Origin of the sequence: Streptomyces sp. NPDC059080 (assembly GCF_042739975.1) — a bacterium.
GTDB classification, from domain to species: domain Bacteria; phylum Actinomycetota; class Actinomycetes; order Streptomycetales; family Streptomycetaceae; genus Streptomyces; species Streptomyces benahoarensis.
Genome location: NZ_JBHYGX010000036.1, coordinates 1 through 19,827, shown reverse-complemented (window position 1 = coordinate 19,827; position 19,827 = coordinate 1). Strand labels below are relative to the sequence as shown.

General features: G+C 71.6%; 17 protein-coding genes and 1 pseudogene. 4 read left to right on the top strand and 14 right to left on the bottom strand.

Going from position 1 to position 19,827, the window contains the following annotated elements:
• Positions 1–121 precede the first annotated feature (121 nt).
• Complete coding sequence (locus tag ACFWWQ_RS23505; protein WP_384599413.1) at positions 122–1,723, bottom strand: MDR family MFS transporter; 1,602 nt, start codon at positions 1,721–1,723, stop codon at positions 122–124.
• 178 nt (positions 1,724–1,901) lie between these two features.
• Between ACFWWQ_RS23505 and ACFWWQ_RS23500 the strand changes: the two genes are divergently transcribed.
• On the top strand, positions 1,902–2,516 hold the full coding sequence (locus tag ACFWWQ_RS23500; RefSeq protein ID WP_384599410.1) for a TetR/AcrR family transcriptional regulator: 615 nt from the start codon (positions 1,902–1,904) through the stop codon (positions 2,514–2,516).
• Here the strand turns inward: ACFWWQ_RS23500 and ACFWWQ_RS23495 are convergent.
• On the bottom strand, positions 2,498–3,136 hold the full coding sequence (locus ACFWWQ_RS23495; RefSeq protein ID WP_384599407.1) for a M23 family metallopeptidase: 639 nt from the start codon (positions 3,134–3,136) through the stop codon (positions 2,498–2,500). The two genes, ACFWWQ_RS23500 and ACFWWQ_RS23495, sit on opposite strands and share 19 nt — an antisense overlap.
• An 865-nt stretch (positions 3,137–4,001) precedes the next feature.
• Positions 4,002–6,530 (bottom strand): ATP-dependent Clp protease ATP-binding subunit, encoded by a 2,529-nt coding sequence (locus ACFWWQ_RS23490; RefSeq protein WP_384599404.1) that lies wholly within the window; start codon positions 6,528–6,530, stop codon positions 4,002–4,004.
• A 503-nt stretch (positions 6,531–7,033) separates the two neighbouring features.
• Between ACFWWQ_RS23490 and ACFWWQ_RS23485 the strand changes: the two genes are divergently transcribed.
• Entirely contained in the window at positions 7,034–7,774 is a 741-nt protein-coding gene (locus tag ACFWWQ_RS23485) for an SCO3374 family protein (RefSeq protein ID WP_384599401.1), read from the top strand.
• Here ACFWWQ_RS23485 and ACFWWQ_RS23480 read toward each other — a convergent pair.
• The 10 genes and pseudogenes from ACFWWQ_RS23480 to ACFWWQ_RS23435 form a co-directional block, all read right to left on the bottom strand.
• Positions 7,705–8,040, bottom strand: coding sequence for an Lsr2 family protein (locus ACFWWQ_RS23480; RefSeq protein ID WP_030289381.1), 336 nt, complete (start codon positions 8,038–8,040; stop codon positions 7,705–7,707). The genes ACFWWQ_RS23485 and ACFWWQ_RS23480 overlap by 70 nt on opposite strands.
• Positions 8,041–8,197: 157 nt before the next feature.
• Positions 8,198–8,716: an amino-acid N-acetyltransferase gene (locus ACFWWQ_RS23475; RefSeq protein ID WP_384599396.1), complete on the bottom strand. Its 519-nt coding sequence runs from the start codon at positions 8,714–8,716 to the stop codon at positions 8,198–8,200.
• Positions 8,717–8,725: 9 nt separating this feature from the next.
• On the bottom strand, positions 8,726–9,283 hold the full coding sequence (locus tag ACFWWQ_RS23470) for a BlaI/MecI/CopY family transcriptional regulator (RefSeq protein WP_384599515.1): 558 nt from the start codon (positions 9,281–9,283) through the stop codon (positions 8,726–8,728).
• A 172-nt stretch (positions 9,284–9,455) separates the two neighbouring features.
• Positions 9,456–9,635 (bottom strand): hypothetical protein, encoded by a 180-nt coding sequence (locus tag ACFWWQ_RS23465; protein ID WP_143940627.1) that lies wholly within the window; start codon positions 9,633–9,635, stop codon positions 9,456–9,458.
• Between the two features lie 45 nt (positions 9,636–9,680).
• Entirely contained in the window at positions 9,681–10,331 is a 651-nt protein-coding gene (locus ACFWWQ_RS23460) for a hypothetical protein (RefSeq protein WP_384599393.1), read from the bottom strand.
• Positions 10,332–10,523: 192 nt separating this feature from the next.
• Positions 10,524–11,321, bottom strand: a complete 798-nt coding sequence (locus ACFWWQ_RS23455; protein ID WP_384599390.1) for a type III pantothenate kinase — start codon at positions 11,319–11,321, stop codon at positions 10,524–10,526.
• A gap of 5 nt (positions 11,322–11,326) precedes the next feature.
• The gene (gene nadC, locus ACFWWQ_RS23450; protein WP_384599387.1) at positions 11,327–12,394 is read right to left on the bottom strand and encodes a carboxylating nicotinate-nucleotide diphosphorylase; all 1,068 of its coding nucleotides are present in this window, start codon (positions 12,392–12,394) and stop codon (positions 11,327–11,329) included.
• A 54-nt stretch (positions 12,395–12,448) separates the two neighbouring features.
• Complete coding sequence (locus tag ACFWWQ_RS23445) at positions 12,449–14,326, bottom strand: L-aspartate oxidase (protein ID WP_384599513.1); 1,878 nt, start codon at positions 14,324–14,326, stop codon at positions 12,449–12,451.
• A 119-nt stretch (positions 14,327–14,445) separates the two neighbouring features.
• Positions 14,446–15,637, bottom strand: a pseudogene (gene panC / locus ACFWWQ_RS23440) (pantoate--beta-alanine ligase); the annotation flags it as partial.
• On the bottom strand, positions 15,634–16,731 hold the full coding sequence (locus ACFWWQ_RS23435) for a Rossmann-like and DUF2520 domain-containing protein (RefSeq protein WP_384599384.1): 1,098 nt from the start codon (positions 16,729–16,731) through the stop codon (positions 15,634–15,636). The gene ACFWWQ_RS23435 and the pseudogene panC, both read right to left, overlap by 4 nt.
• A 368-nt stretch (positions 16,732–17,099) precedes the next feature.
• Between ACFWWQ_RS23435 and ACFWWQ_RS23430 the strand changes: the two genes are divergently transcribed.
• A complete protein-coding gene (locus ACFWWQ_RS23430; protein WP_384599381.1) occupies positions 17,100–18,326 on the top strand; it encodes a threonine aldolase family protein in 1,227 nt (408 codons plus the stop codon).
• Here the strand turns inward: ACFWWQ_RS23430 and ACFWWQ_RS23425 are convergent.
• Complete coding sequence (locus tag ACFWWQ_RS23425; protein ID WP_384599378.1) at positions 18,313–18,546, bottom strand: hypothetical protein; 234 nt, start codon at positions 18,544–18,546, stop codon at positions 18,313–18,315. The genes ACFWWQ_RS23430 and ACFWWQ_RS23425 overlap by 14 nt on opposite strands.
• 99 nt (positions 18,547–18,645) lie before the next feature.
• Between ACFWWQ_RS23425 and ACFWWQ_RS23420 the strand changes: the two genes are divergently transcribed.
• On the top strand, positions 18,646–19,749 hold the full coding sequence (locus ACFWWQ_RS23420; RefSeq protein WP_384599375.1) for a DUF5937 family protein: 1,104 nt from the start codon (positions 18,646–18,648) through the stop codon (positions 19,747–19,749).
• The last annotated feature ends 78 nt before the right edge of the window (positions 19,750–19,827 follow it).

The following is a 19,827-nucleotide window of genomic DNA, read 5'->3' as shown; positions in this document are numbered from 1 at the left end:
AGGCGCGGGGTGTGTGGGCGGGGTGGGGGGGCGCGGCCGACCCCCCCCGCCCCCGCGGCCCCCCCCCCCCCCCCCCCGCGGCGGGCGGGCCCCCCCTGGTCGTATGTGCCGGTCAGACCGGTCAGACCGGTTCGGCGACGGGCGCCGGGGCGATCTCTTCCTTCTCCGCGGCGGGACGGGCCGGACCGCCGCGCAGCGGGATCTCCTTGAGGAACCACGCCGCGACGAAACCGATGATGCTGACCATCGCGCCCCACAGGAACACATGGTGCGTACCGGTGGAGACCGCGTGCAGATACGCGTCCTTCACCATCGGCGGCAGCTGCGCCAGGCCCTTCGGATCCAGCTGCGCGGCGCCGCCGGACGACAGCTTTCCGCCCGCCGCGCCGAGCCGCTCGCTCATCGTGTCCTTCACCTGCTGAGTGAAGACCGCACCGAAGATCGCGACACCGAAGGAACCACCGATCGTCCGGAAGAGCGTGGCGGACGACGAGCCGACGCCCATGTCCTTCATCTCCACGCTGTTCTGCGCGATCAGCATCGTCGTCTGCATCAGGAAGCCCATACCGGCGCCGAGCACCGCCATGTAGAGACCCGAGGTGAAGCGGGTGGTGCCGACGTCCATCAGGGACAGCAGCGCCAGACCGACGGTGATCAGCCCGCCGCCGACCACCACGAAGATCTTGTACTTACCGGTCGTGGTGGTGACCCGGCCCGCGAACAGCGACACCGCCATCATCGCCAGCAGCATCGGCAGGAGCAGCAGCCCGGAGTTGGTGGCCGAGGCGCCCTGCACCGTCTGCTGGAACAGCGGCAGGAAGGTCATCGACCCGAACATCACGAAGCCGACGAGGAAACCGATCAGCGTGACCAGCGAGAAGTTGCCGTTCCGGAAGATGTGCAGCGGCAGCACCGGCTCCGCGACCTTCTGCTCCACCAGCACGAACAGCACCAGCGCGACGACCGCGCCCGCGCCCAGCCCGATGATCTGCGGCGACGCCCAGTCGTACTCGGTCCCGCCCCACGTCGTCATCAGCACCAGCGCGGTGATGCCGACGGTGAGCAGCAGGGCGCCGATGTAGTCGATCCGCGCCTGCGCCCGCTTCTTCGGCAGATGCAGCACCGCGGTGACCATGGCGAGGGCCACGGCGCCGAGCGGCAGGTTGATGTAGAAGCTCCAGCGCCAGCCGAGGTGGTCGGTGATGGTGCCGCCGACCAGCGGCCCGCCGATCATGGCGATGGCCATGACACCGGCCATCATGCCCTGGTACTTACCGCGCTCCCGCGGCGGAATCAGATCACCGATGATCGCCATGACGCCGACCATCAGACCGCCGGCGCCCAGCCCCTGCACGGCGCGGAAGCCGATGAGCTGACCCATGTCCTGGGCCGCGCCGGAGAGCGCCGAGCCGATCAGGAAGAGCACGATGGACGCCAGGAACACGCCCTTGCGTCCGTACATGTCGCCGAGCTTGCCCCAGATCGGGGTGGACGCGGCGGTGGCGAGAGTATAGGCGGTGACCACCCAGGACAGGTGCTCAAGACCGCCCAGTTCGCCGACGATCGTGGGCATCGCGGTGCCGACGATCATGTTGTCGAGCATCGCGAGCAGCATCGCGATCATCAGCGCGAAGAGCACCACGCGCACGCTGGCGGGCTGCTTGCCCGCCGTCTGCTCCTGCTGGTCCCCCTGCGCCGGTTCTGCCTTGTCGGCCGTTGCCATGCCGCCCCCCGTCGGGGTCGCTCTCCGCGACATCCCCATCACTCTCACTTACTCCCACTTACTTGCCGACCGGCTAGTTCAGTACAGTGAGGAAAGGTAAGACGTCACTAGCCGGTCGTCAAGTAAGTTTCTTCCTTGACGCGACCGGAGCACCACACCGAGGACGCGGGAGAACACCATGGGCACAGGTCAGGCGCGCAGGGGCAACACCCGCCGACGCATCCAGGAAGCCGCACTGGAACTGTTCTCCGCGCACGGCTACGAGAAGACCTCACTCCGCGAGATCGCCGAACGGCTGGACGTCACCAAGGCAGCGCTCTACTACCACTTCAAAACCAAGGAAGACATCGTCATCGGGCTCTTCGAGGACGCGGCGCAGCCGATCGACGAGCTCCTCGCCTGGGGGCGGGAGCAGCCGCGCACCACGGAGACCAGGACCGAGCTGGTCCGCCGCTACGGCGACGCGCTGCGCAACGCCGAATCGCTGTTCCGCTTCGTCCACGAGAACCAGGCGACGGTGCGGGATCTCAGCATCGGCGAGATCTTCAAGCGGCGAGTGATGGAGCTGTTCGACCTGCTCAAGGACCCGGACGCCGATCTGGTCGACCAGATGCGGTGCCTGACCGCGGTCCATGCGCTGCACGCGGGTCAGTTCACGATGCAGCACGTCGAAGGCGACCCCGAGGAGAAGCGCGAAGCCATCCTCAGGGTCGCCACGGAACTGGTCACGGCGGCCAACCCGCCGCACCGCCGGCCAGCCCGGCCGGACTCAGCTCAGACGGAGTCGCCGTGAGCCCGCAGGAATCCGGTCGGCTCGATGCCCGACCCGTAGTTGGGGCCGGTGCGGACCTCGAAGTGCAGGTGCGGGCCGGTGGAGTTACCGGTGGAGCCCGACAGGCCGATCTGCTGACCGGTCTTGACCTCCTGGCCCGCGCCCACCTGGATGTTCGACAGGTGGGCGTACTGCGTGTACATGCCGTTCGGGTGCTTGACCACGATGGCGTTGCCGTACGCGGGACCGTCACCGCCGCCGTTCGGACCGGCCTTGACCACGACGCCCTGGTGCACGGCCTTGACGGCGGTGCCGGTCGGCACGACGAAGTCCTGACCGCTGTGATTGTGCGACCAGTGGCTACCGGCGAGGCCGAAGGTGGAGCCGAGGGTGTAGTTGTCGACCGGCTTGACCCAGGCGTCGGCGGCCCTCTTGGCGTTCTGCACGGCCCTGGTCTGCGCGTCGGCCTGCTTGGCGACGGTGGAGCTCACATTCGAGGTGAGGCTCGTCAGCCCGGAATCCGCGGCGTTCGCGATTCCCGCACCCAGGGCGACTGAGGCGCCGAGACCGACGGTGACGGCCACCGCACGGGTGCGGAGAACGGACTTCTTGGAATTGCGGAGTTTGGCGAACTTCGACATGCGGGTTGCACCTCCGAAAAGGAAGGGAAAGGAATCTGCGACCCGGCTGCGGACCGGCATCGCCATTCCTTGGTAACCCGCCATCGCCGCGCTGCCAAGGGCCCTTTCTACTAGCCCGGACCGTAAGCGCGGCGGGGCGTGGACGTTGGCAGGGCACCCCGCACGACCGCCGGACCAACCACCCAAACCACCCCATCTCCCCCACCCGCGAACGGCCGCCATACCGCTCCTGAACTGGACATATAGGCACACATTACCCAGGCGCCCGCCCCAGCTCCCCACACCCGGAAGACCCGGCCCGCGACACCCGTCCCGCACCCCCTCGCGCTCCCGGAGAACTCCCCCTAACCCCTCTAGTAGGCCCGAATTCGACTGTGCGACAAGTCACCGGGAAACGGGTTCCCGCGCCTTTTGGTGGGACTTTCGATGTCCGTTTCAGGACCAACGGCCTCCTGTGACCGGGGTTACCCCTCCCCCCTTCCCCACGGCCTTTCCTTCATCATTTCCAGATTTTATGTGACCGCGGTTACTTGGAATGGGGGGGGCGAATGTGACGGGGGTTATGTGACGGCGGTTACTTTCTTTGCCGGGGGCTCTGGGCGGGGAGCGGCGGGAGCTGTCGCCGGGGCTTTCGCTGGGCTCGTCGCCGGGTGCCGCTGTCGGGTGCCGTCGCCGGGGCTCGTCGTCAGGTGCCGCCGTCGCCGCCCCACTCCAGGCACTGCCCTGCCACCCGGTGCGAAGCTCGCCATCTACCCGGAGCCACGCGCCTGAAAGCCCCCGCCCTCGCCCACACACACGACACCGCCCCGAACCGACAAACGGTTCGGGGCGGTGTCGTACGTACCGCTACTGCGCTCAGCGCAGGCTACGCGTCCTTGCTCAGGTTCGTCGGACCAGACCCACCAGCCGTCGACTCGATCGGCGGCGCATCCGGCAGGGCCGACTTCTCCTCGCCGCGGAAGGTGAAGGCGGCGGAGTCGCCCTCGCCCTCCACGTCGACGACCACGATGTGACCGGGGCGCAGCTCGTTGAAGAGGATCTTCTCCGAGAGGGCGTCCTCGATCTCGCGCTGGATCGTGCGGCGCAGCGGACGGGCGCCGAGCACCGGGTCGTACCCGCGCTTGGCGAGCAGCGACTTGGCCTCGCCGCTCAGCTCGATGCCCATGTCGCGGTCCTTCAGCCGCTCGTCCACCTTGGCGATCATGAGGTCGACGATCTGGATGATGTCTTCCTCGGTGAGCTGGTGGAAGACGACGGTGTCGTCGACACGGTTGAGGAACTCGGGGCGGAAGTGCTGCTTCAGCTCCTCGTTGACCTTGTTCTTCATCCGCTCGTAGCCGGTCTTGGCGTCGCCCTGGGCGGCGAAGCCCAGGTTGAAGCCCTTGGAGATGTCCCGGGTGCCGAGGTTCGTCGTCATGATGATGACGGTGTTCTTGAAGTCCACGACCCGGCCCTGGGAGTCGGTCAGGCGACCGTCCTCCAGGATCTGCAGCAGCGAGTTGAAGATGTCCGGGTGGGCCTTCTCGACCTCGTCGAAGAGCACGACGGAGAACGGCTTGCGGCGCACCTTCTCGGTGAGCTGGCCGCCCTCTTCGTAGCCGACGTAGCCGGGAGGCGAACCGAACAGCCGCGAGACGGTGTGCTTCTCGCTGAACTCCGACATGTCGAGGGAGATCAGCGCGTCCTCGTCGCCGAAGAGGAACTCGGCGAGCGTCTTGGACAGCTCCGTCTTACCGACACCGGACGGACCGGCGAAGATGAACGATCCGCCGGGACGCTTCGGGTCCTTCAGACCGGCACGGGTACGGCGGATGGCCTGCGAGAGCGCCTTGATGGCGTCCTTCTGGCCGATGACGCGCTTGTGCAGCTCGTCTTCCATCCGCAGCAGCCGGGAGGACTCCTCCTCGGTGAGCTTGAAGACCGGGATGCCGGTGGCCGTCGCCAGGACCTCGGCGATCAGCTCCTCGTCCACCTCGGCGACGACGTCCATGTCGCCGGCCTTCCACTCCTTCTCCCGCTTCGTCTTCGCGGCCAGGAGCTGCTTCTCCTTGTCGCGGAGACCGGCGGCCATCTCGAAGTCCTGCGAGTCGATCGCGGACTCCTTCTCGCGGCGCACGTCGGCGATCTTCTCGTCGAACTCGCGGAGGTCCGGCGGCGCAGTCATCCGGCGGATGCGCATCCGGGAGCCGGCCTCGTCGATGAGGTCGATGGCCTTGTCCGGCAGGAAGCGGTCCGAGATGTAGCGGTCGGCGAGGGTGGCCGCGGCGACCAGTGCGGAGTCCGTGATGGACACCCGGTGGTGCGCCTCGTAGCGGTCCCGCAGGCCCTTGAGGATCTCGATGGTGTGCGGCAGCGACGGCTCCGCGACCTGGATGGGCTGGAAGCGGCGCTCCAGGGCCGCGTCCTTCTCCAGGTGCTTGCGGTACTCGTCGAGCGTGGTGGCGCCGATGGTCTGCAGCTCACCGCGGGCCAGCATCGGCTTGAGGATGGAGGCGGCGTCGATCGCGCCCTCGGCGGCGCCCGCACCGACCAGCGTGTGCAGCTCGTCGATGAACAGGATGATGTCGCCGCGGGTGCGGATCTCCTTGAGGACCTTCTTCAGGCGCTCCTCGAAGTCACCGCGGTAGCGGGAGCCGGCAACCAGCGCGCCGAGGTCGAGGGTGTAGAGGTGCTTGTCCTTGAGGGTCTCGGGCACCTCGCCCTTGACGATGGCCTGCGCCAGGCCCTCGACGACGGCGGTCTTGCCGACGCCGGGCTCGCCGATGAGGACCGGGTTGTTCTTGGTGCGGCGGGACAGCACCTGCATGACCCGCTCGATTTCCTTCTCGCGCCCGATGACCGGGTCGAGCTTGGTCTCCCGGGCGGCCTGCGTGAGGTTGCGGCCGAACTGGTCCAGGACGAGGGAAGTCGAGGGCGTGCCCTCGGCGGGGCCGCCGGCGGTGGCGGCTTCCTTGCCCTGGTAGCCGGAGAGCAGCTGGATGACCTGCTGCCGCACCCGGTTGAGATCGGCGCCCAGCTTCACGAGGACCTGGGCGGCGACGCCCTCGCCCTCGCGGATCAGGCCGAGCAGGATGTGCTCGGTGCCGATGTAGTTGTGGCCGAGCTGAAGGGCCTCGCGGAGCGACAGCTCCAGGACCTTCTTGGCACGGGGGGTGAAGGGAATGTGGCCGGACGGAGCCTGCTGGCCCTGCCCGATGATCTCCTCCACCTGCTGGCGGACCGCCTCGAGCGAAATCCCGAGGCTCTCCAGGGCCTTAGCGGCGACACCCTCACCCTCGTGGATCAGGCCCAGGAGAATGTGCTCGGTGCCGATGTAGTTGTGGTTGAGCATCCGGGCTTCTTCCTGAGCCAGGACGACAACCCGCCGCGCGCGGTCGGTGAACCTCTCGAACATCGTAAATCGCTCCTCAGAGCGGTCGGGCAGTGAAGGGGGCGGTCCCCTCCCTGTCCTTCCGCATGCTAGTCCCGCAGGGCGGGACAGCTCATTCCAACTGCCGACACCCGTACGCAGCTCACCCCACTCTCGTAGGGACGTCACCTGCCCCGAACAGCCGACAACTGCTCCAACCCGATGGTGCGAGACGATGTTCCCGCAGGCCAGGCATATACGCTCACCACCACTACGCCCGTGGCGAACGCTGCCCGTTCCGGCGCGGCGTCCCGGAAGCCGGCCGTGCTGCCGATATCCGGGCGCCGAACGCCGTCACACCGTCTTTTCCCATGATGAATGTCTTACCCGTCGCCACTGACACTCCATGCGGCACGGGCCCCTTCCCTCCGCTACGGGCGAACACCTTCGGACCGATCCGGACCGCCGCCCGCCGCCGGACCGGACACGGAGGGTGCCTCCACGCCAACCCAACGTAACCTTCCAGGTTTCCGGAAGTTGCACCGGGCATGGTCCGCGCGCTCCCGCGTCCCCGTACGCCCCTCGTCGCCGTACGCCGCTGGTACGAGCGGGAACTCCGCTGGCCGACGACCGGCGGGGAGCCCGTGGAGCTGCTGACGGGGGTGCGGTTCGACGTCCTGGAGATGCCTGCGGACGCGGGCTGGGCGGTGCTGCGGCGACTGCCGCGCACCGGGCCGGTCGCGCTCCTGGGCGGTCATCTCTGTGCGCCGTCCGGCCCCGGGGCGGCGGGGTGCCGCGCCGGACGTGTTCCGTCCGGGTCCGACGGGATTTCCCGCGTCGATCGGCCGAAAATGCTCATGCTCATCGCGGCGGGCGGCGCCGAGGAACTGCCCGGAATCCTGGAATGGCTGGAGTGGGGCTCACTCGCGCCGGATCTCACGGCGCGGGGCGCCGGAGGGCGGATGACCGCTCCGTCATTCCCCACTTCCGGACCGTCATCATGCGCAATCGGCTCACGGGAGGCCGCAGTATGGATGCGGCCTCCCGAACCGGGATACGAGGCCGAGAATTCCCTGCCCGTCACGGGGATCGGGGCAGGTTTCGGGGAGCGCGGTTGCGTCCCCGACCTCGTACGGCTCGTGAGCGCGGCGGCGACGGAATGCCACCGGGCCCGGCTGCTGCGTGCTCGTAATGACCAAACGGATCGCGCCGAAGGCGATCAGCCGTTGGCCTTCTCGTATGCCTCGCGAATGTCGGCGGGGACACGGCCACGGTCATTGACGTTGTAGCCGTTCTCCTTGGCCCACGCGCGCACCTTCGCGGTGTCCTGGCTGCCGCCCGATGCCGCACGCGCCTTGCCACGGCCGGAAGCGGAACGGCCTCCGGTACGCCGCCCGGCCTTCACGAAGTCGGCAAGAGACTCACGCAGCTTGTCCGCGTTGGCGGTGGTGAGGTCGATCTCGTAGGACTTGCCGTCGAGAGAGAACGTCACGGTCTCGTCGGCCTCGCCGCCGTCGAGGTCGTCGACAAGAAGAACCTGAACCTTCTGTGCCACCGGGTTTCCCTTTCATCGAATGCGGATTACGACGGAAAGCAAACCGCTTTTCCCGGAAAAACACAAACCCCCGGGTAGGGTTCACATGCCCGCCCACCGGGGAACGCGTCGTGTCCTGGCCATGGGATAGGGGCGCGATTCGGACATAGAACGCCGGTCAGAGGTGCAGAAGCATGCGACTGTTGCCCAGGGTGTTGGGCTTCACTCGTTCGAGACCGAGGAACTCCGCTACACCCTCGTCATAGGAACGCAGCAGCTCGCTGTAGACATCACCGTCCACGGGAGTCTCGCCGATCTCGACGAAGCCGTGCTTGGTGAAGAAGTCGACTTCGAAGGTGAGACAGAAAATGCGCCGCACGCCGAGCCAGCTCGCGGTCCGCAGCAGCTTGTCCAGGACCTGATGGCCGACGCCGGAGCCCTTGAGCTGCGGGTCCACGGCGAGGGTGCGGACCTCGGCGAGGTCTTCCCACATCACATGGAGCGCACCGCAGCCGACGACCTCGGCATCCTCGTCGCGCTCGGCGACCCAGAACTCCTGGATGTCCTCGTAAAGCGTGACGGTGGCTTTGTCGAGCAGGATGCCATCACGGGAGTACGAGTCGATGAGGTGGCGTACGGCGGGCACATCGGCGGTCCTGGCGCGGCGGACGGTGAGCCCTTTTGAATGCGGAGGCATGCGGCGACGCTATCGCTCCGCGGCGCTCGCGTCCGCTCCGGGTTCCTCGCCTTCCGCCGGGGCGGTGCGGCGGGGCTCTTCCGTGACTTCTTCCGGTGCCGCATCGGGCGCCTGAGCGGTGTTCCGGCGGCCCTCTTCCCGCGGGGCGCCTTCCGCTTCTCCGGCGGGTCCGCCGCCGGATGACCGTTCGGGGGTGGCAGGGGCTTCCGTGGCATCGGTGAGTTCCGTGGGCGGGGCCGGTTCGTCGACCTGAACCATACGGACGGCATCGCGCAGAGCGTTGCGTTGCTCGGGCGACATCATGCCGAAGAACGCGACAAGAGCGGCTGCCGGGTTGTCGCTCGTGGACCATGCTTCGTTCATCAGTGCGGCCGAGTATGCGGCGCGGGTGGAGACCGCCTCATATCGATAGGCGCGGCCTTCCGCTTCGCGCCGGACCCAGCCCTTCTGGTGAAGGTTGTCCAATACCGTCATGACGGTCGTGTACGCGATCGACCGTTCCTTCTGCAGATCTTCCAGAACTTCCCGGACGGTGACCGGGCGGTTCCACTCCCAGACCCGCGTCATGACGGCGTCTTCCAGCTCACCCAATGGTCTCGGCACACTTGAAGAATAGTGGGAGATGTCGCGATTGCCGGTTCATCGGGTGCGTTTGCACGGGAAAAACGAGGTACGGCCCGGGAGGGAATCCCGGGCCGTACGAAGTGCGGGTGGCGATGTCGCCGGATTGCGCGGAAGATCAGGCGCCGCGCGTGGTGGGCTCCTGGCCGGAAGCGGCCGATTCGGCGAACGCGGCGTCCACCGCGGCGTCTTCCTTGGCCTTGTTCTGACCGCCCTGGCTCTTGACCATCACCACAATCAGCGCGGTGAACGCCACGGCCATTAGTGCGGGCGGGAAGAGCGCGGCGACGTAATCCATGGCGGGGGCCTCCTCGGGGCGTAAGGATTCCAGGGTACGCAGCGCTCAGGCCGTACGGGCCCCGGGGGGCGGCGCGGGGCGACGACGGCGCGGAAAGACCTCCCCCGGCGTGGGGACCGGGCGCTCGGGCTGCGGCTCCTTGGGAGCGGGCCGCGGGGCGGGCCGGGACGCGGGGTCGGGTGCGGGGCGGCGGGGCGCGGGGCGGGGCTCGTCGGCGCTGCGGGCACCCGGCAGGGTCCTCAGGCGGGCGTCCACCGGGTGGGCGGGGGCGGCCCGTCCGGTGGACGCCTCGCAGCGGCGCAGCAGTCCGGTGCGGCGGACGCCCTCGGCGGCCCCGGCGCCCCCCGGTACGAGGGTGTGCAGGGCCGCGAGGTCGTCGGGGCCGGGGGCGCAGCCGACGGCGAGCGCCTCGTCCAGGCGGGCGAGGTAGGCAGGGGCCGCACCGGGAAGGGCGGCGCGGTAGCGGGCGAGGTCGGCGAGGAGGAAGGCGCGCAGCCGGGCGCCTTCGCACTCCGCCTCGTCGACGGCCTCGGCCAGCCGGAGGTACTCCTGAGGCTCCACGGGGCGCTCGGGCCCGGCGGGGCCGGGCGGGGTGGCGGACGTCGACCGGCGGGCGTGGGCGAGGGCGCGGCGGAGCACGCGCAGTTCGTCGGCGCTGAACACCATGCCGCCGCGGGTTCCGTATGGCATAGGCATGCAGCGGACTTTACGTGTAACTAGGACAAAAGCCGCTTAACGGGATTTCGGTGGCGTGGGGTGTGGCCCCGGGGAGCACGGAAAAGGGCGCGGCCCCGGGGCGGGCGCCTCGGTGGCGCGCCCCGGGGCCGTGCGGGCCGTTCGGGCGGGCGGCGGGGTACGGGCGCGGGGGCCGTGTCCGTACCGGCCGGGTCAGGAGCGGGCGACGTTGCGTTCGTGGACGAGGCGGAGGCCGATGAGGGTGAGCCACGGTTCGTGTTCGTCGATCTCGGCGGCCTCGCCCAGGACCATGGGGGCGAGGCCACCGGTGGCGATGACGGTCACGTCGTCCGGGTCGTCGGCGAGTTCGCGGGCCATCCGGCGGACGACGCCGTCGACCTGGCCGGCGAAGCCGTAGAGGATGCCGGACTGCATCGCCTCGACGGTGTTCTTGCCGATGACGCTGCGCGGCCGGGCCAGTTCGATCTTGCGGAGCTGGGCGCCCCGGACGCCGAGGGCGTCCACGGAGATCTCGATGCCGGGCGCGATGACGCCGCCGACGTACTCGCCGCGGGCGCTGACCGCGTCGAAGGTGGTGGCGGTGCCGAAGTCGACGACGACGGCGGGGCCGCCGTACAGCTCGACGGCGGCCAGCGAGTTGATGATGCGGTCGGCGCCGACCTCCTTGGGGTTGTCCATGAGGATCGGCACGCCCGTCTTGACGCCGGGCTCCACCAGGACGGCCGGTACGTCGCCGTAGTAGCGGCGGGTGACCTCGCGCAGTTCGTGCAGGACGGAGGGGACGGTGGAGCAGATGGCGATGCCGTCGATGCCGTCGCCGAGGTCGTCGCCCAGGAGCGGGTGCATGCCCATCAGGCCGTGCAGCAGGACCGCGAGTTCGTCGGCGGTGCGGCGGGCGTCGGTGGAGATCCGCCAGTGCTCGACGATGTCCTCGCCGTCGAAGAGCCCGAGGACGGTGTGGGTGTTGCCCACGTCAATGGTCAGCAGCATGGCGGTCAGCGGTCCTCGTGCTCGTCGTCGGCCGGGGCGGTGGCGGGGGCCTCTTCGCGGAGGTCGAGGCCGATGTCGAGGACCGGCGCGGAGTGGGTGAGGGCGCCGACGGCGAGGAAGTCGACGCCGGTGCGGCCGTATCGGGCGGCGTTGTCGAGGGTGAGGCGCCCGGAGGACTCCAGGATCGCGCGGCCCGCCACCAGGGCGACGGCCTCTTCGGTCTGCTCCGGGGTGAAGTTGTCCAGGAGGATCAGGTCGGCGCCCTCGGCGAGGATCGGCGGGATCTGGTCGAGGCGGTCGACCTCGACCTCGATCGGCACGCCGGGGAACTCGTCGCGTACGGCGGTGAACGCCGCGGCGACGCCGCCCGCCGCGATGACGTGGTTGTCCTTGATCAGCGCGGCGTCCGACAGCGACATGCGGTGGTTGACGCCGCCGCCGCAGCGCACCGCGAACTTCTCCAGGGCGCGCAGGCCCGGGGTGGTCTTACGGGTGTCGCGGACCTTGGCGCCGGTGCCCTCCAGGGCGTCGGCCCAGGCGCGGGTGGCGGTGGCGATGCCGGAGAGGCGGCCCAGGAGGTTGAGGGCACTGCGCTCCGCGGTGAGGAGGTCGCGGGTGCGGGTGGTGACGCTGAGGAGCGTGGCGCCGGCCTCGACGCGGTCGCCGTCCTCGACGTGCCGCTCGACCTCGAACTCCTCGGTGCACACCAGGGAGAGCACCGCTTCGGCGACCCGCAGCCCGGCGACCGTCCCGGCCTGGCGGGCGGTGAAGTCGCCGGTGGACACGGACTCCTCGGGGACGGTCGCGACGGTGGTGACGTCCACGCCCTCGTCGAGGTCCTCCTCCAGGGCGAGGTGGGCGATGCCCTCCACCTGGACGGGGTCGAGCCCGGAGGCCACCAGGAGGGCGGCGAGATCCGGGTCGAGGCCGCAGGTCAGCGGGTCGAGGTCGTAGCCCTCGTCGGGCCCGCCGCAGCCGCAGGCGTCGCCGCAGCCGCCACCGGCGGGCGTCTCGGCCGACGGCCGGCCGATGCCGATCTGGAGGAGAGGGAGGTCGTCGGGGGTGCTGCTCACGGGTGGGCTCCGTATCGGGAAGAGGCGGGTGGTGCGGCGGTCGGTGGGGGCGCGTCAGGCGGTCGGCGCGCCGGGGGCGCGTACGGGATCCGGTGCGCCGGGGGCGAGCGCGCCGGGGTCCGGTGCCCCCGGGGCGGGTGCCGTCGGCGGGAAGGCTGCGGTCTCCGTGGTGTGGACGGCCAGGGTGCGGCCGGTGCCGAGGGCGATGCGGAAGTGGCGGCGCCAGGCGGCGTCGTCGCGTCCGGGGTGGTCCTCGCGCCAGTGGCAGCCGCGGGTCTCCTCCCGGCGCTGCGCCGCGGCGACGAGGACCCGGGCGACGCACAGCAGGTTGGTGGCCTCCCACGCCTCGACACCGGGCTCGGGCACCTTGACGTCGGGGGCGCCGTCGGGGGCGCCGTCGCCGGAGGCGGCCACGGCCGCCTCCTGGTGGAGCCGGTCGAGCGCGGCGGCGGCCCGCGCGAGGCTGTGGGCGCTGCGCAGCACCCCGGCGCCCTCCGTCATGACGCGCTGCACCCGCACCCGCGCCTCAGGGGCGAGCAGGGGGAGGGCGGTGCCCCGGGGGGACGCGTCGGGGGCGGGTGCCCCCTTGGGGGCGGCGGTGCCCCCCGGGACAGCCTGGTCCGGCTCACCCGGGGTGGTGCCCGCGTCCGGCTCGCCCGGGGCGAGATCCGCCGCGATGCGTTCCGCGAAGACCAGGCCCTCCAGCAGGGAGTTGGAGGCGAGGCGGTTCGCCCCGTGGACGCCGGTGCAGGCGACTTCACCGCAGGCGTAGAGCCCCGGGACGGTCGTGCGGCCCCAGAGGTCGGTGCGGACGCCCCCGGAGGCGTAGTGGGCGGCCGGGGCCACCGGGATGGGCTGGGTGACGGGGTCGATGCCGTGGCTGCGGCAGGCCGCGAGGATGGTGGGAAAGCGGGTCTCCCACATGGCGGCGCCGAAGTGCCGGGCGTCGAGGAACATGTGGTCGGTGCCGGCTTCGTGGGCGCGGCGCATGATCGCCTTGGCGACGATGTCGCGCGGGGCGAGTTCGGCGAGTTCGTGCTGACCCGCCATGAAGCGGTGGCCGTCCGCGTCGACCAGGTAGGCGCCCTCACCGCGGACCGCCTCGGAGATGAGCGGTTGCTGCCCTTCCGCTTCCGCGCCCAGGTAGAGGACGGTGGGGTGGAACTGCACGAACTCCAGGTCGGAGACCTCCGCCCCGGCCCGCAGGGCGAGGGCGACGCCGTCACCGGTGGAGACGGCCGGGTTGGTGGTGGCGGAGAAGACCTGCCCCATGCCGCCGGTGGCGAGGACCACGGCGGGGGCGTGCACGGCGCCCACGCCGTCGTGACGGCCCTCGCCCATCACATGCAGGGTGACGCCCGCGGTACGACCCTGATCGTCGGTCAGCAGGTCGAGGACGAGCGCGTTCTCGATGGTGCGCAGCCCGGCGGCGCGGACCGCGGCGACCAGCGCGCGGGAGATCTCCGCGCCGGTCGCGTCGCCACCGGCGTGCGCGATACGGCGGCGGTGGTGGCCGCCCTCCCGGGTGAGCGCGATGCCCTCGCCCCCCGGGGTGGTGTCGAACCGGGCGCCCGCCCCGATGAGGCGCCCCACGGCGGCCGGTCCTTCGGTGACGAGGGTGCGGACGGCTTCCTCATCACAGAGCCCGGCACCAGCGACGAGGGTGTCCGCCAGGTGCTGTTCGGGGGTGTCGCCCTCCCCCAGGGCGGCGGCGATGCCGCCCTGCGCCCACCGGGTGGAGCCGTCGTCCAGGCACGCCTTGGTGACGACGACGGTGCGGCGTCCCGCGGCGGCGCAGCGCAGCGCGGCGGTCAGGCCCGCGACGCCGGAGCCCACGACGACGACATCGGCGTCGATGGCCCAGCCCGGGGCGGGCGCGGTCAGCCGTATGCCGGTGGGGCCGGGGACGGTGCCAGTTCCGGTGGCGGTCATCAGGACGCTCCGAGGGGGCCTTGGGGTTCGTCGGACGGGGCCCCGCCGGGGGCCTGCGGTGAGGTTACGGCCGCCCCGCCCGGGGTGCGCTGGGCCCCCTCGGATGCGCCCGGGGCGGGCGCGTCCCCCTGGGCGGTACGGGGCCCGAAGTGGAGGCGGATGTTGTCGATGAGGCGGGTGGTGCCGACCCGGGCGGCGAGCGCCAGGACCGCTTCGCCTTCGTAGCCGTCGGGGACCTCGGTGAAGTCCGACGGGTCGACGAGCGCGAGGTAGTCCAGCTCCAGCGGCGGGTCGAGGCGGGCGGCGTCCACGAGCACGGCGTGGGCGGCGGCGCGCGCCACGGCGGGGGGGGGGGGGCGCCCCGCCGGCGGCGGGGGCGGCGGGGGGGGCCGCGGCGGCGCCGCGCGGCGGGCGGGGGGCGCGGGGGGCGGCCCCGTCCACGGGGGGGGCGGCGCCGCGGGCCGCGGGGGCCCCGGGCGGCCGGGCGGCGGCCTGGGCGACGGCATGGGCGTCCGCGGCGGCCCGTTCCTCGCCGAGGGCGGCCAGCGCCTCGGAGCGGCGCTGTGAGCGGGGCCCGTCGGCTCCCGCGCGGGCGCGCAGCGCCTCCTCGGCGGTGAGCCGGTCCCGGGCGGCGAACAGCGCCGTGGACAGCGCCAAGGCGGTGCGGCGCTCGTCGGCGGAGAGGTAGCGGTTGCGGCTGGAGCGGGCCAGCCCGTCGTCCTCCCGGACGGTGGGGACGCCCACGATCTCCACCGGGAAGTTCAGATCGGCGGCCATCCTGGTGATGACGGCGAGCTGCTGCGCGTCCTTCTCCCCGAACAGCGCCACGTCCGGGCCGGTCAGGTGCAGCAGCTTGGCGACGACGGTGAGGACGCCGTCGAAGTGCCCGGGGCGGCTGGCGCCCTCCAGGAGCGTGCCCATCGGCCCCGCGGCGATCCTGACCTGCGGTTCGCCGCCCGGGTAGACCTCGTCGGCGGAGGGTGCGAAGACGACGTCGGCGCCCGCTGCGGCGGCGACGCGGACATCGGTGTCCAGGGTGCGCGGGTAGCGGTCGAGGTCTTCGCCCGCGCCGAACTGCAGCGGATTGACGAAGACCGTCACGACCACTTGGCCACGCGGCCCCACCCGTTGCCGGGCGGCGCGCACCAAGGCGGCGTGCCCCTCGTGGAGCGCGCCCATGGTCATGACGACGGCGCGCGGACCGTCGCCGCGCGCCGTGGAACGGATTTCGGCGGCGGTGTGGAGGAGTTGGGGGGTGGGGGCCTGGTCAGGGGCGGGAGTCGGGTGCGGGCCCGGGGTGGCGGTGGTCATCGGGGGTCGTCTCCCTTGGGGTCCTCGTCTCCCTTGGGGGACTGGTCCGGGCTGTCATCCCTGGAGGCGCCGGGGTCCGGGCCGTCTTCGGGGCCGTCTTCCGGGGCGCTCGCCGGGGTGTCGGGCCCGGGGTGGGTGCCTTCGGGCCGGGCGTCTCCGGGAGCGGTGGTTCCGCCCGGGCGCCCCGGGGGCGCGGTGTCGGCGAGGACGCCGAGCAGGTCCTCGGCCAGTTCCGGCTTGAGCAGGCCGTGCGCGAGCGCCCGGTCGGCCGTCGTACGGGCCATCGCCAGGTAACCGGCGACGCTCTGCGGCGCGTGCCTGCGCAGTTCGGCGACGTGCGCGGCCACGGTGCCCGCGTCGCCGCGCGCCACCGGGCCGGTCAGGGCCGCGTCACCGGAGCGGAGGGCGTTGTCGAGGGCCGCGCCGAGCAGCGGGCCGAGCATCCGGTCCGGCGCCCCGACACCGGCGGTGCGGAGCAGCTCCATCGCCTGGGCGACCAGCGTGACCAGGTGGTTCGCGCCGATCGCCAGGGCCGCGTGGTAGAGCGGACGGGCCTCCTCCGCGATCCATTCGGGTTCCCCGCCCATCTCGATGACCAGGGCTTCGGCGGCCATCCGCAGCTCCTCGGGCGAGGTGATCCCGAAGGAGCAACCGGCCAGCCGCTGGACATCGACGGGCGTACCGGTGAACGTCATCGCCGGGTGGAGGGCGAGCGGCAGCGCACCCGCCCTGGTGGCCGGGTCCAGCACGGCCGTCCCGTACCGGCCCGATGTGTGCACCAGCAGCTGTCCCGGGCGTACCGCACCGGTCTCGGCGAGCCCCGCGACGAGACCGGCCAGCGCGTCGTCGGGGACGGTCAGCAGGACGAGGTCGGCGCGGGCCATCACCTCGGAGGGCGGCACCAGCGGCACCTCGGGCAGCAGGGCCGCCGCGCGCCGTACGGAGGCGTCGGACACCCCGGAGACGGCGACCGGGCGGTGCCCGGCGAGCTGGAGCGAAGCGGCGAGAGCGGGGCCGACGCGACCGGCGCCGACCACGCCGACGGTCAGTCGGGCCGGGCGGTCCTGGGCCTCGATGGGCAGGATTGCGTTCACGTGGCGATGGCCTTCCGTTCCAGTCCTCAGGGGGTACCGGACGATTCATCGCCATGCTACGCGAGTGTTTCCGGCCGCTCCGGGCCCGGCGACGGGCACCGTCCGACCGCTGTCCGCGTCCTCGTCGGTCCGCCGTCCACGTCACCGTCCGGCCCTGCCCCGCCTCCGTCCGACCGCCGTGCCACGGCCCGTCCCACACTTTCTTCCGAAAAAGCCTTGCCTCGCCATTTCCGCAGGTCAAGCACGCATTGTCGGTACGTCACAGAAAGTTGTCCACAGGCCGAGCGGCGGTGGCGCCGCGTACGCCATCATCGAGGCAACGACGCGGAGCACCGGCTCGGCGGAGACCGGCACGGACGGGGGAGACCATGCACGGAAACACCCGGCACGACCACCACCAGCCCACCCGACAGCCCGACCGACACACACCGCCACGACAAGATGCCGACCCTGGCGCGGAACCCAGCGCCGGCGACCGGCGCCGGCGGCTCGCGGCGGCGCGTGGCGCGAAGCGGACCCTGGCCGCCCGGCCGCAGACCCTCCGCGAACGGCTCGACGGCCTCCTCGCCGACGCCCCGGGCGCCTACGACCTCGACGCCTGGCCCGACATGTACGGCAACGACGACGGCATCGTCGGCGAGCTGGAGCGCCGCACCGCCGACGTGCTGGGCGCCGAGGCCGCCGCATTCTTCCCCACCGGGACGATGGCACAGCAGGTGGCCCTGCGCTGCTGGGCCGGGCGCACGGGCAACGCCACCGTCGCCGGTCACCCGCTCTCCCATATGGAGGTCCACGAACGCGACGCGTACGCCACGGTCAGTGGCCTGCGGATGATCCACCCGACCGGTGAGCCACGCACACCGACGGCCGACGAGGTCCATGCGCTGCAGGAGCCGTTCGGCACCCTGGCGCTGGAACTGCCACTGCGGGACGCCGGGTTCGTCCTACCGGGGTGGGACGAGCTGACGGCGACCGCCGAGGCGGCCCGGGAGCGGGACGCCGTGGTCCACTTCGACGGGGCGCGCCTCTGGGAGTGCACGCCCCACTTCGGGCGCGGGCTCCCGGAGATCACCGCCCTCGCCGACAGCGTGTACGTCTCGTTCTACAAGTCGCTCGGCGGCATCGGCGGCGCCGCCTTGGTGGGCAGCGAGGGCTTCATCGAGGAGACCCGCGCCTGGCGGCACCGCTACGGCGGGCAGATCTTCCAGCAGTGGCCGACGGCGCTGACCGCACTCGCCGGGCTGGACGCCGAACTGCCGCGCCTGCCCGCGTACGTCGCCCAGGCGAAGAGCGTCGCGCGGGCCCTGGCGGAAGGGTTGGCCGAATCGTCCGTGCCATGGTTCCGCGTCCATCCGCAGGAACCGCACACCCATCAGTTCCGGCTGTGGCTGCCGTATCCGGCGCAGGCGCTGAACGACGCCGGTCTGCGGCAGACGCGGGAGACGGGAACGAGCATGTTCCACACCTGGTTCGAGGACGCCACCCCGGGCCTCGCGACCACGGAGGTGACGGTGCAGGCACCCGCACTGGAGTGGACGGCGGCCGACATACGGGCGGCGCTTGCGGACTTCGTCGCGCGGGTCACCGCTGCCTGAGCGGCCGGGGGTGCAGAAGGGACGCCCCCAGGCTCCGGGCGGCGCGCAGGGCGCGGGCCGGGAAACGATCGGCAGGGGCGGTGACGACGGAGGTGAACCGTCTCCACAGGAGAACCTCGCGGACGGTGCGGACGGTGTCGGCGCCCGGCTGGACGGGCGGGGCCTCGCCCCGCTGGGCGGCACGGTAGGCGTCGAAAAGGTGCTGCTGGTTGGCGTTCACGGCCTCACTGTGGGGCGGCCCCAGGCGTCGGCGCGCGTCGATTGACGGAAGCGGTCAAACGACGTTCCCGCAGGTCCCGGGCGGGCGCATGATGAGGGCATGGCCAACGTCATCGACATCACCGGGCTCCCGCCCGAGCGCATCGTCTTCTCGCCGTCGCCGCTCGCGGAGCTGGGCGCCGCGCTGCACGCGCTGTCCGAACCGGGCCACCACCCGGGGCTGCACGGCTGGGTCACGGCGACCTCGTCCGGGCTGAAGACCGACCTCGCCGACCGGCTGTGCGAGGCGGACTTCCTGTGGCGGTCCGCCCGTTCGGACCTGCTGCTGCCGGCCCGAACGGGAGCGACGCTGGCCGACGACCTCGATGCGATGGACACGATCGACGACGAACGTTTCGTGGCCGCCGCCTTCGAGATCACCTGCTCCACCACGTACGCCCGCTGCACACCGTCGCCCCTCGTGGACGCGGAGGAACGCGCCCGCGTACGGGAGATGGCCGCGGCCCGCGGACCGCGGCAGGCGGCGTTCACCGACCGCATGCTCACCGACCCGGACGGGCTGCGGATATGGCTCAGGAGACTGTTCGAAGACTGTGAGGAGGCGTTCTTCGGAGACATCTGGCGACGCGTCGGCATCCCACTCGCCGCCGACGCACGGCACAAGACGGAGCTGCTACGGCGCAAGGGCCTCGCCGAGACCCTGCCCGCCACCTCGACCGCCCTCTCCCTGGAGAGCGTGCCGGGCGGCAGCGAACGCATCCTCGTCGACAAGCTCGCCGGGGGCCGCACCACGGCGTTCGAGGACGCCGACGACCCGGGGCTGACGCTCATCCCGACGTCGTTCGGCTGGCCCCACCTGCTGCTCAGCCATGCGCCGGGCTGGCGGCCGGTACTTCAGTACCCGGTGGCGAGCCCCGAGTTGCCCGCACCGGCCACGCTGGAACTCGTCCAACAACGGCTCGACGCGCTGGCGCACCCGATGCGGATGAAGCTGTGCCGGTCGCTGTCACGCGGGCCGCACACGACCGGGGAGCTGGCGAACACGTTCGCCATCACACCGCCCGAGGTGTCCCGGCACATCGCGGCGCTCAAAAAAGCCGGGCTCATCCAGACCCGACGCCGCGGCCGCTACGTGCTGCACCAACTGGACCTCCAGGTGGTCGCACGCCTCGGCAGCGACTTTTTGGAGGGGGTCCTGCGGTAGGGGGTGGAGGGGTGGGAGGAGGGGGGAGGGGGGAGGGGGGAGGGGGGAGGGGGGCCCCCCCCCCCCCCCCCCCCCCCC

Coding starts and splice junctions, on each gene's coding strand:
- ACFWWQ_RS23505 (WP_384599413.1), bottom strand. CDS start 1,723: ATGGCAACGGCCGACAAGGCAGAACCGGCGCAGGGGGACCAGCAGGAG.
- ACFWWQ_RS23500 (WP_384599410.1), top strand. CDS start 1,902: ATGGGCACAGGTCAGGCGCGCAGGGGCAACACCCGCCGACGCATCCAG.
- ACFWWQ_RS23495 (WP_384599407.1), bottom strand. CDS start 3,136: ATGTCGAAGTTCGCCAAACTCCGCAATTCCAAGAAGTCCGTTCTCCGC.
- ACFWWQ_RS23490 (WP_384599404.1), bottom strand. CDS start 6,530: ATGTTCGAGAGGTTCACCGACCGCGCGCGGCGGGTTGTCGTCCTGGCT.
- ACFWWQ_RS23485 (WP_384599401.1), top strand. CDS start 7,034: ATGGTCCGCGCGCTCCCGCGTCCCCGTACGCCCCTCGTCGCCGTACGC.
- ACFWWQ_RS23475 (WP_384599396.1), bottom strand. CDS start 8,716: ATGCCTCCGCATTCAAAAGGGCTCACCGTCCGCCGCGCCAGGACCGCC.
- ACFWWQ_RS23470 (WP_384599515.1), bottom strand. CDS start 9,283: ATGACGCGGGTCTGGGAGTGGAACCGCCCGGTCACCGTCCGGGAAGTT.
- ACFWWQ_RS23465 (WP_143940627.1), bottom strand. CDS start 9,635: ATGGATTACGTCGCCGCGCTCTTCCCGCCCGCACTAATGGCCGTGGCG.
- ACFWWQ_RS23460 (WP_384599393.1), bottom strand. CDS start 10,331: ATGCCTATGCCATACGGAACCCGCGGCGGCATGGTGTTCAGCGCCGAC.
- ACFWWQ_RS23455 (WP_384599390.1), bottom strand. CDS start 11,321: ATGCTGCTGACCATTGACGTGGGCAACACCCACACCGTCCTCGGGCTC.
- ACFWWQ_RS23445 (WP_384599513.1), bottom strand. CDS start 14,326: ATGACCGCCACCGGAACTGGCACCGTCCCCGGCCCCACCGGCATACGG.
- ACFWWQ_RS23430 (WP_384599381.1), top strand. CDS start 17,100: ATGCACGGAAACACCCGGCACGACCACCACCAGCCCACCCGACAGCCC.
- ACFWWQ_RS23420 (WP_384599375.1), top strand. CDS start 18,646: ATGGCCAACGTCATCGACATCACCGGGCTCCCGCCCGAGCGCATCGTC.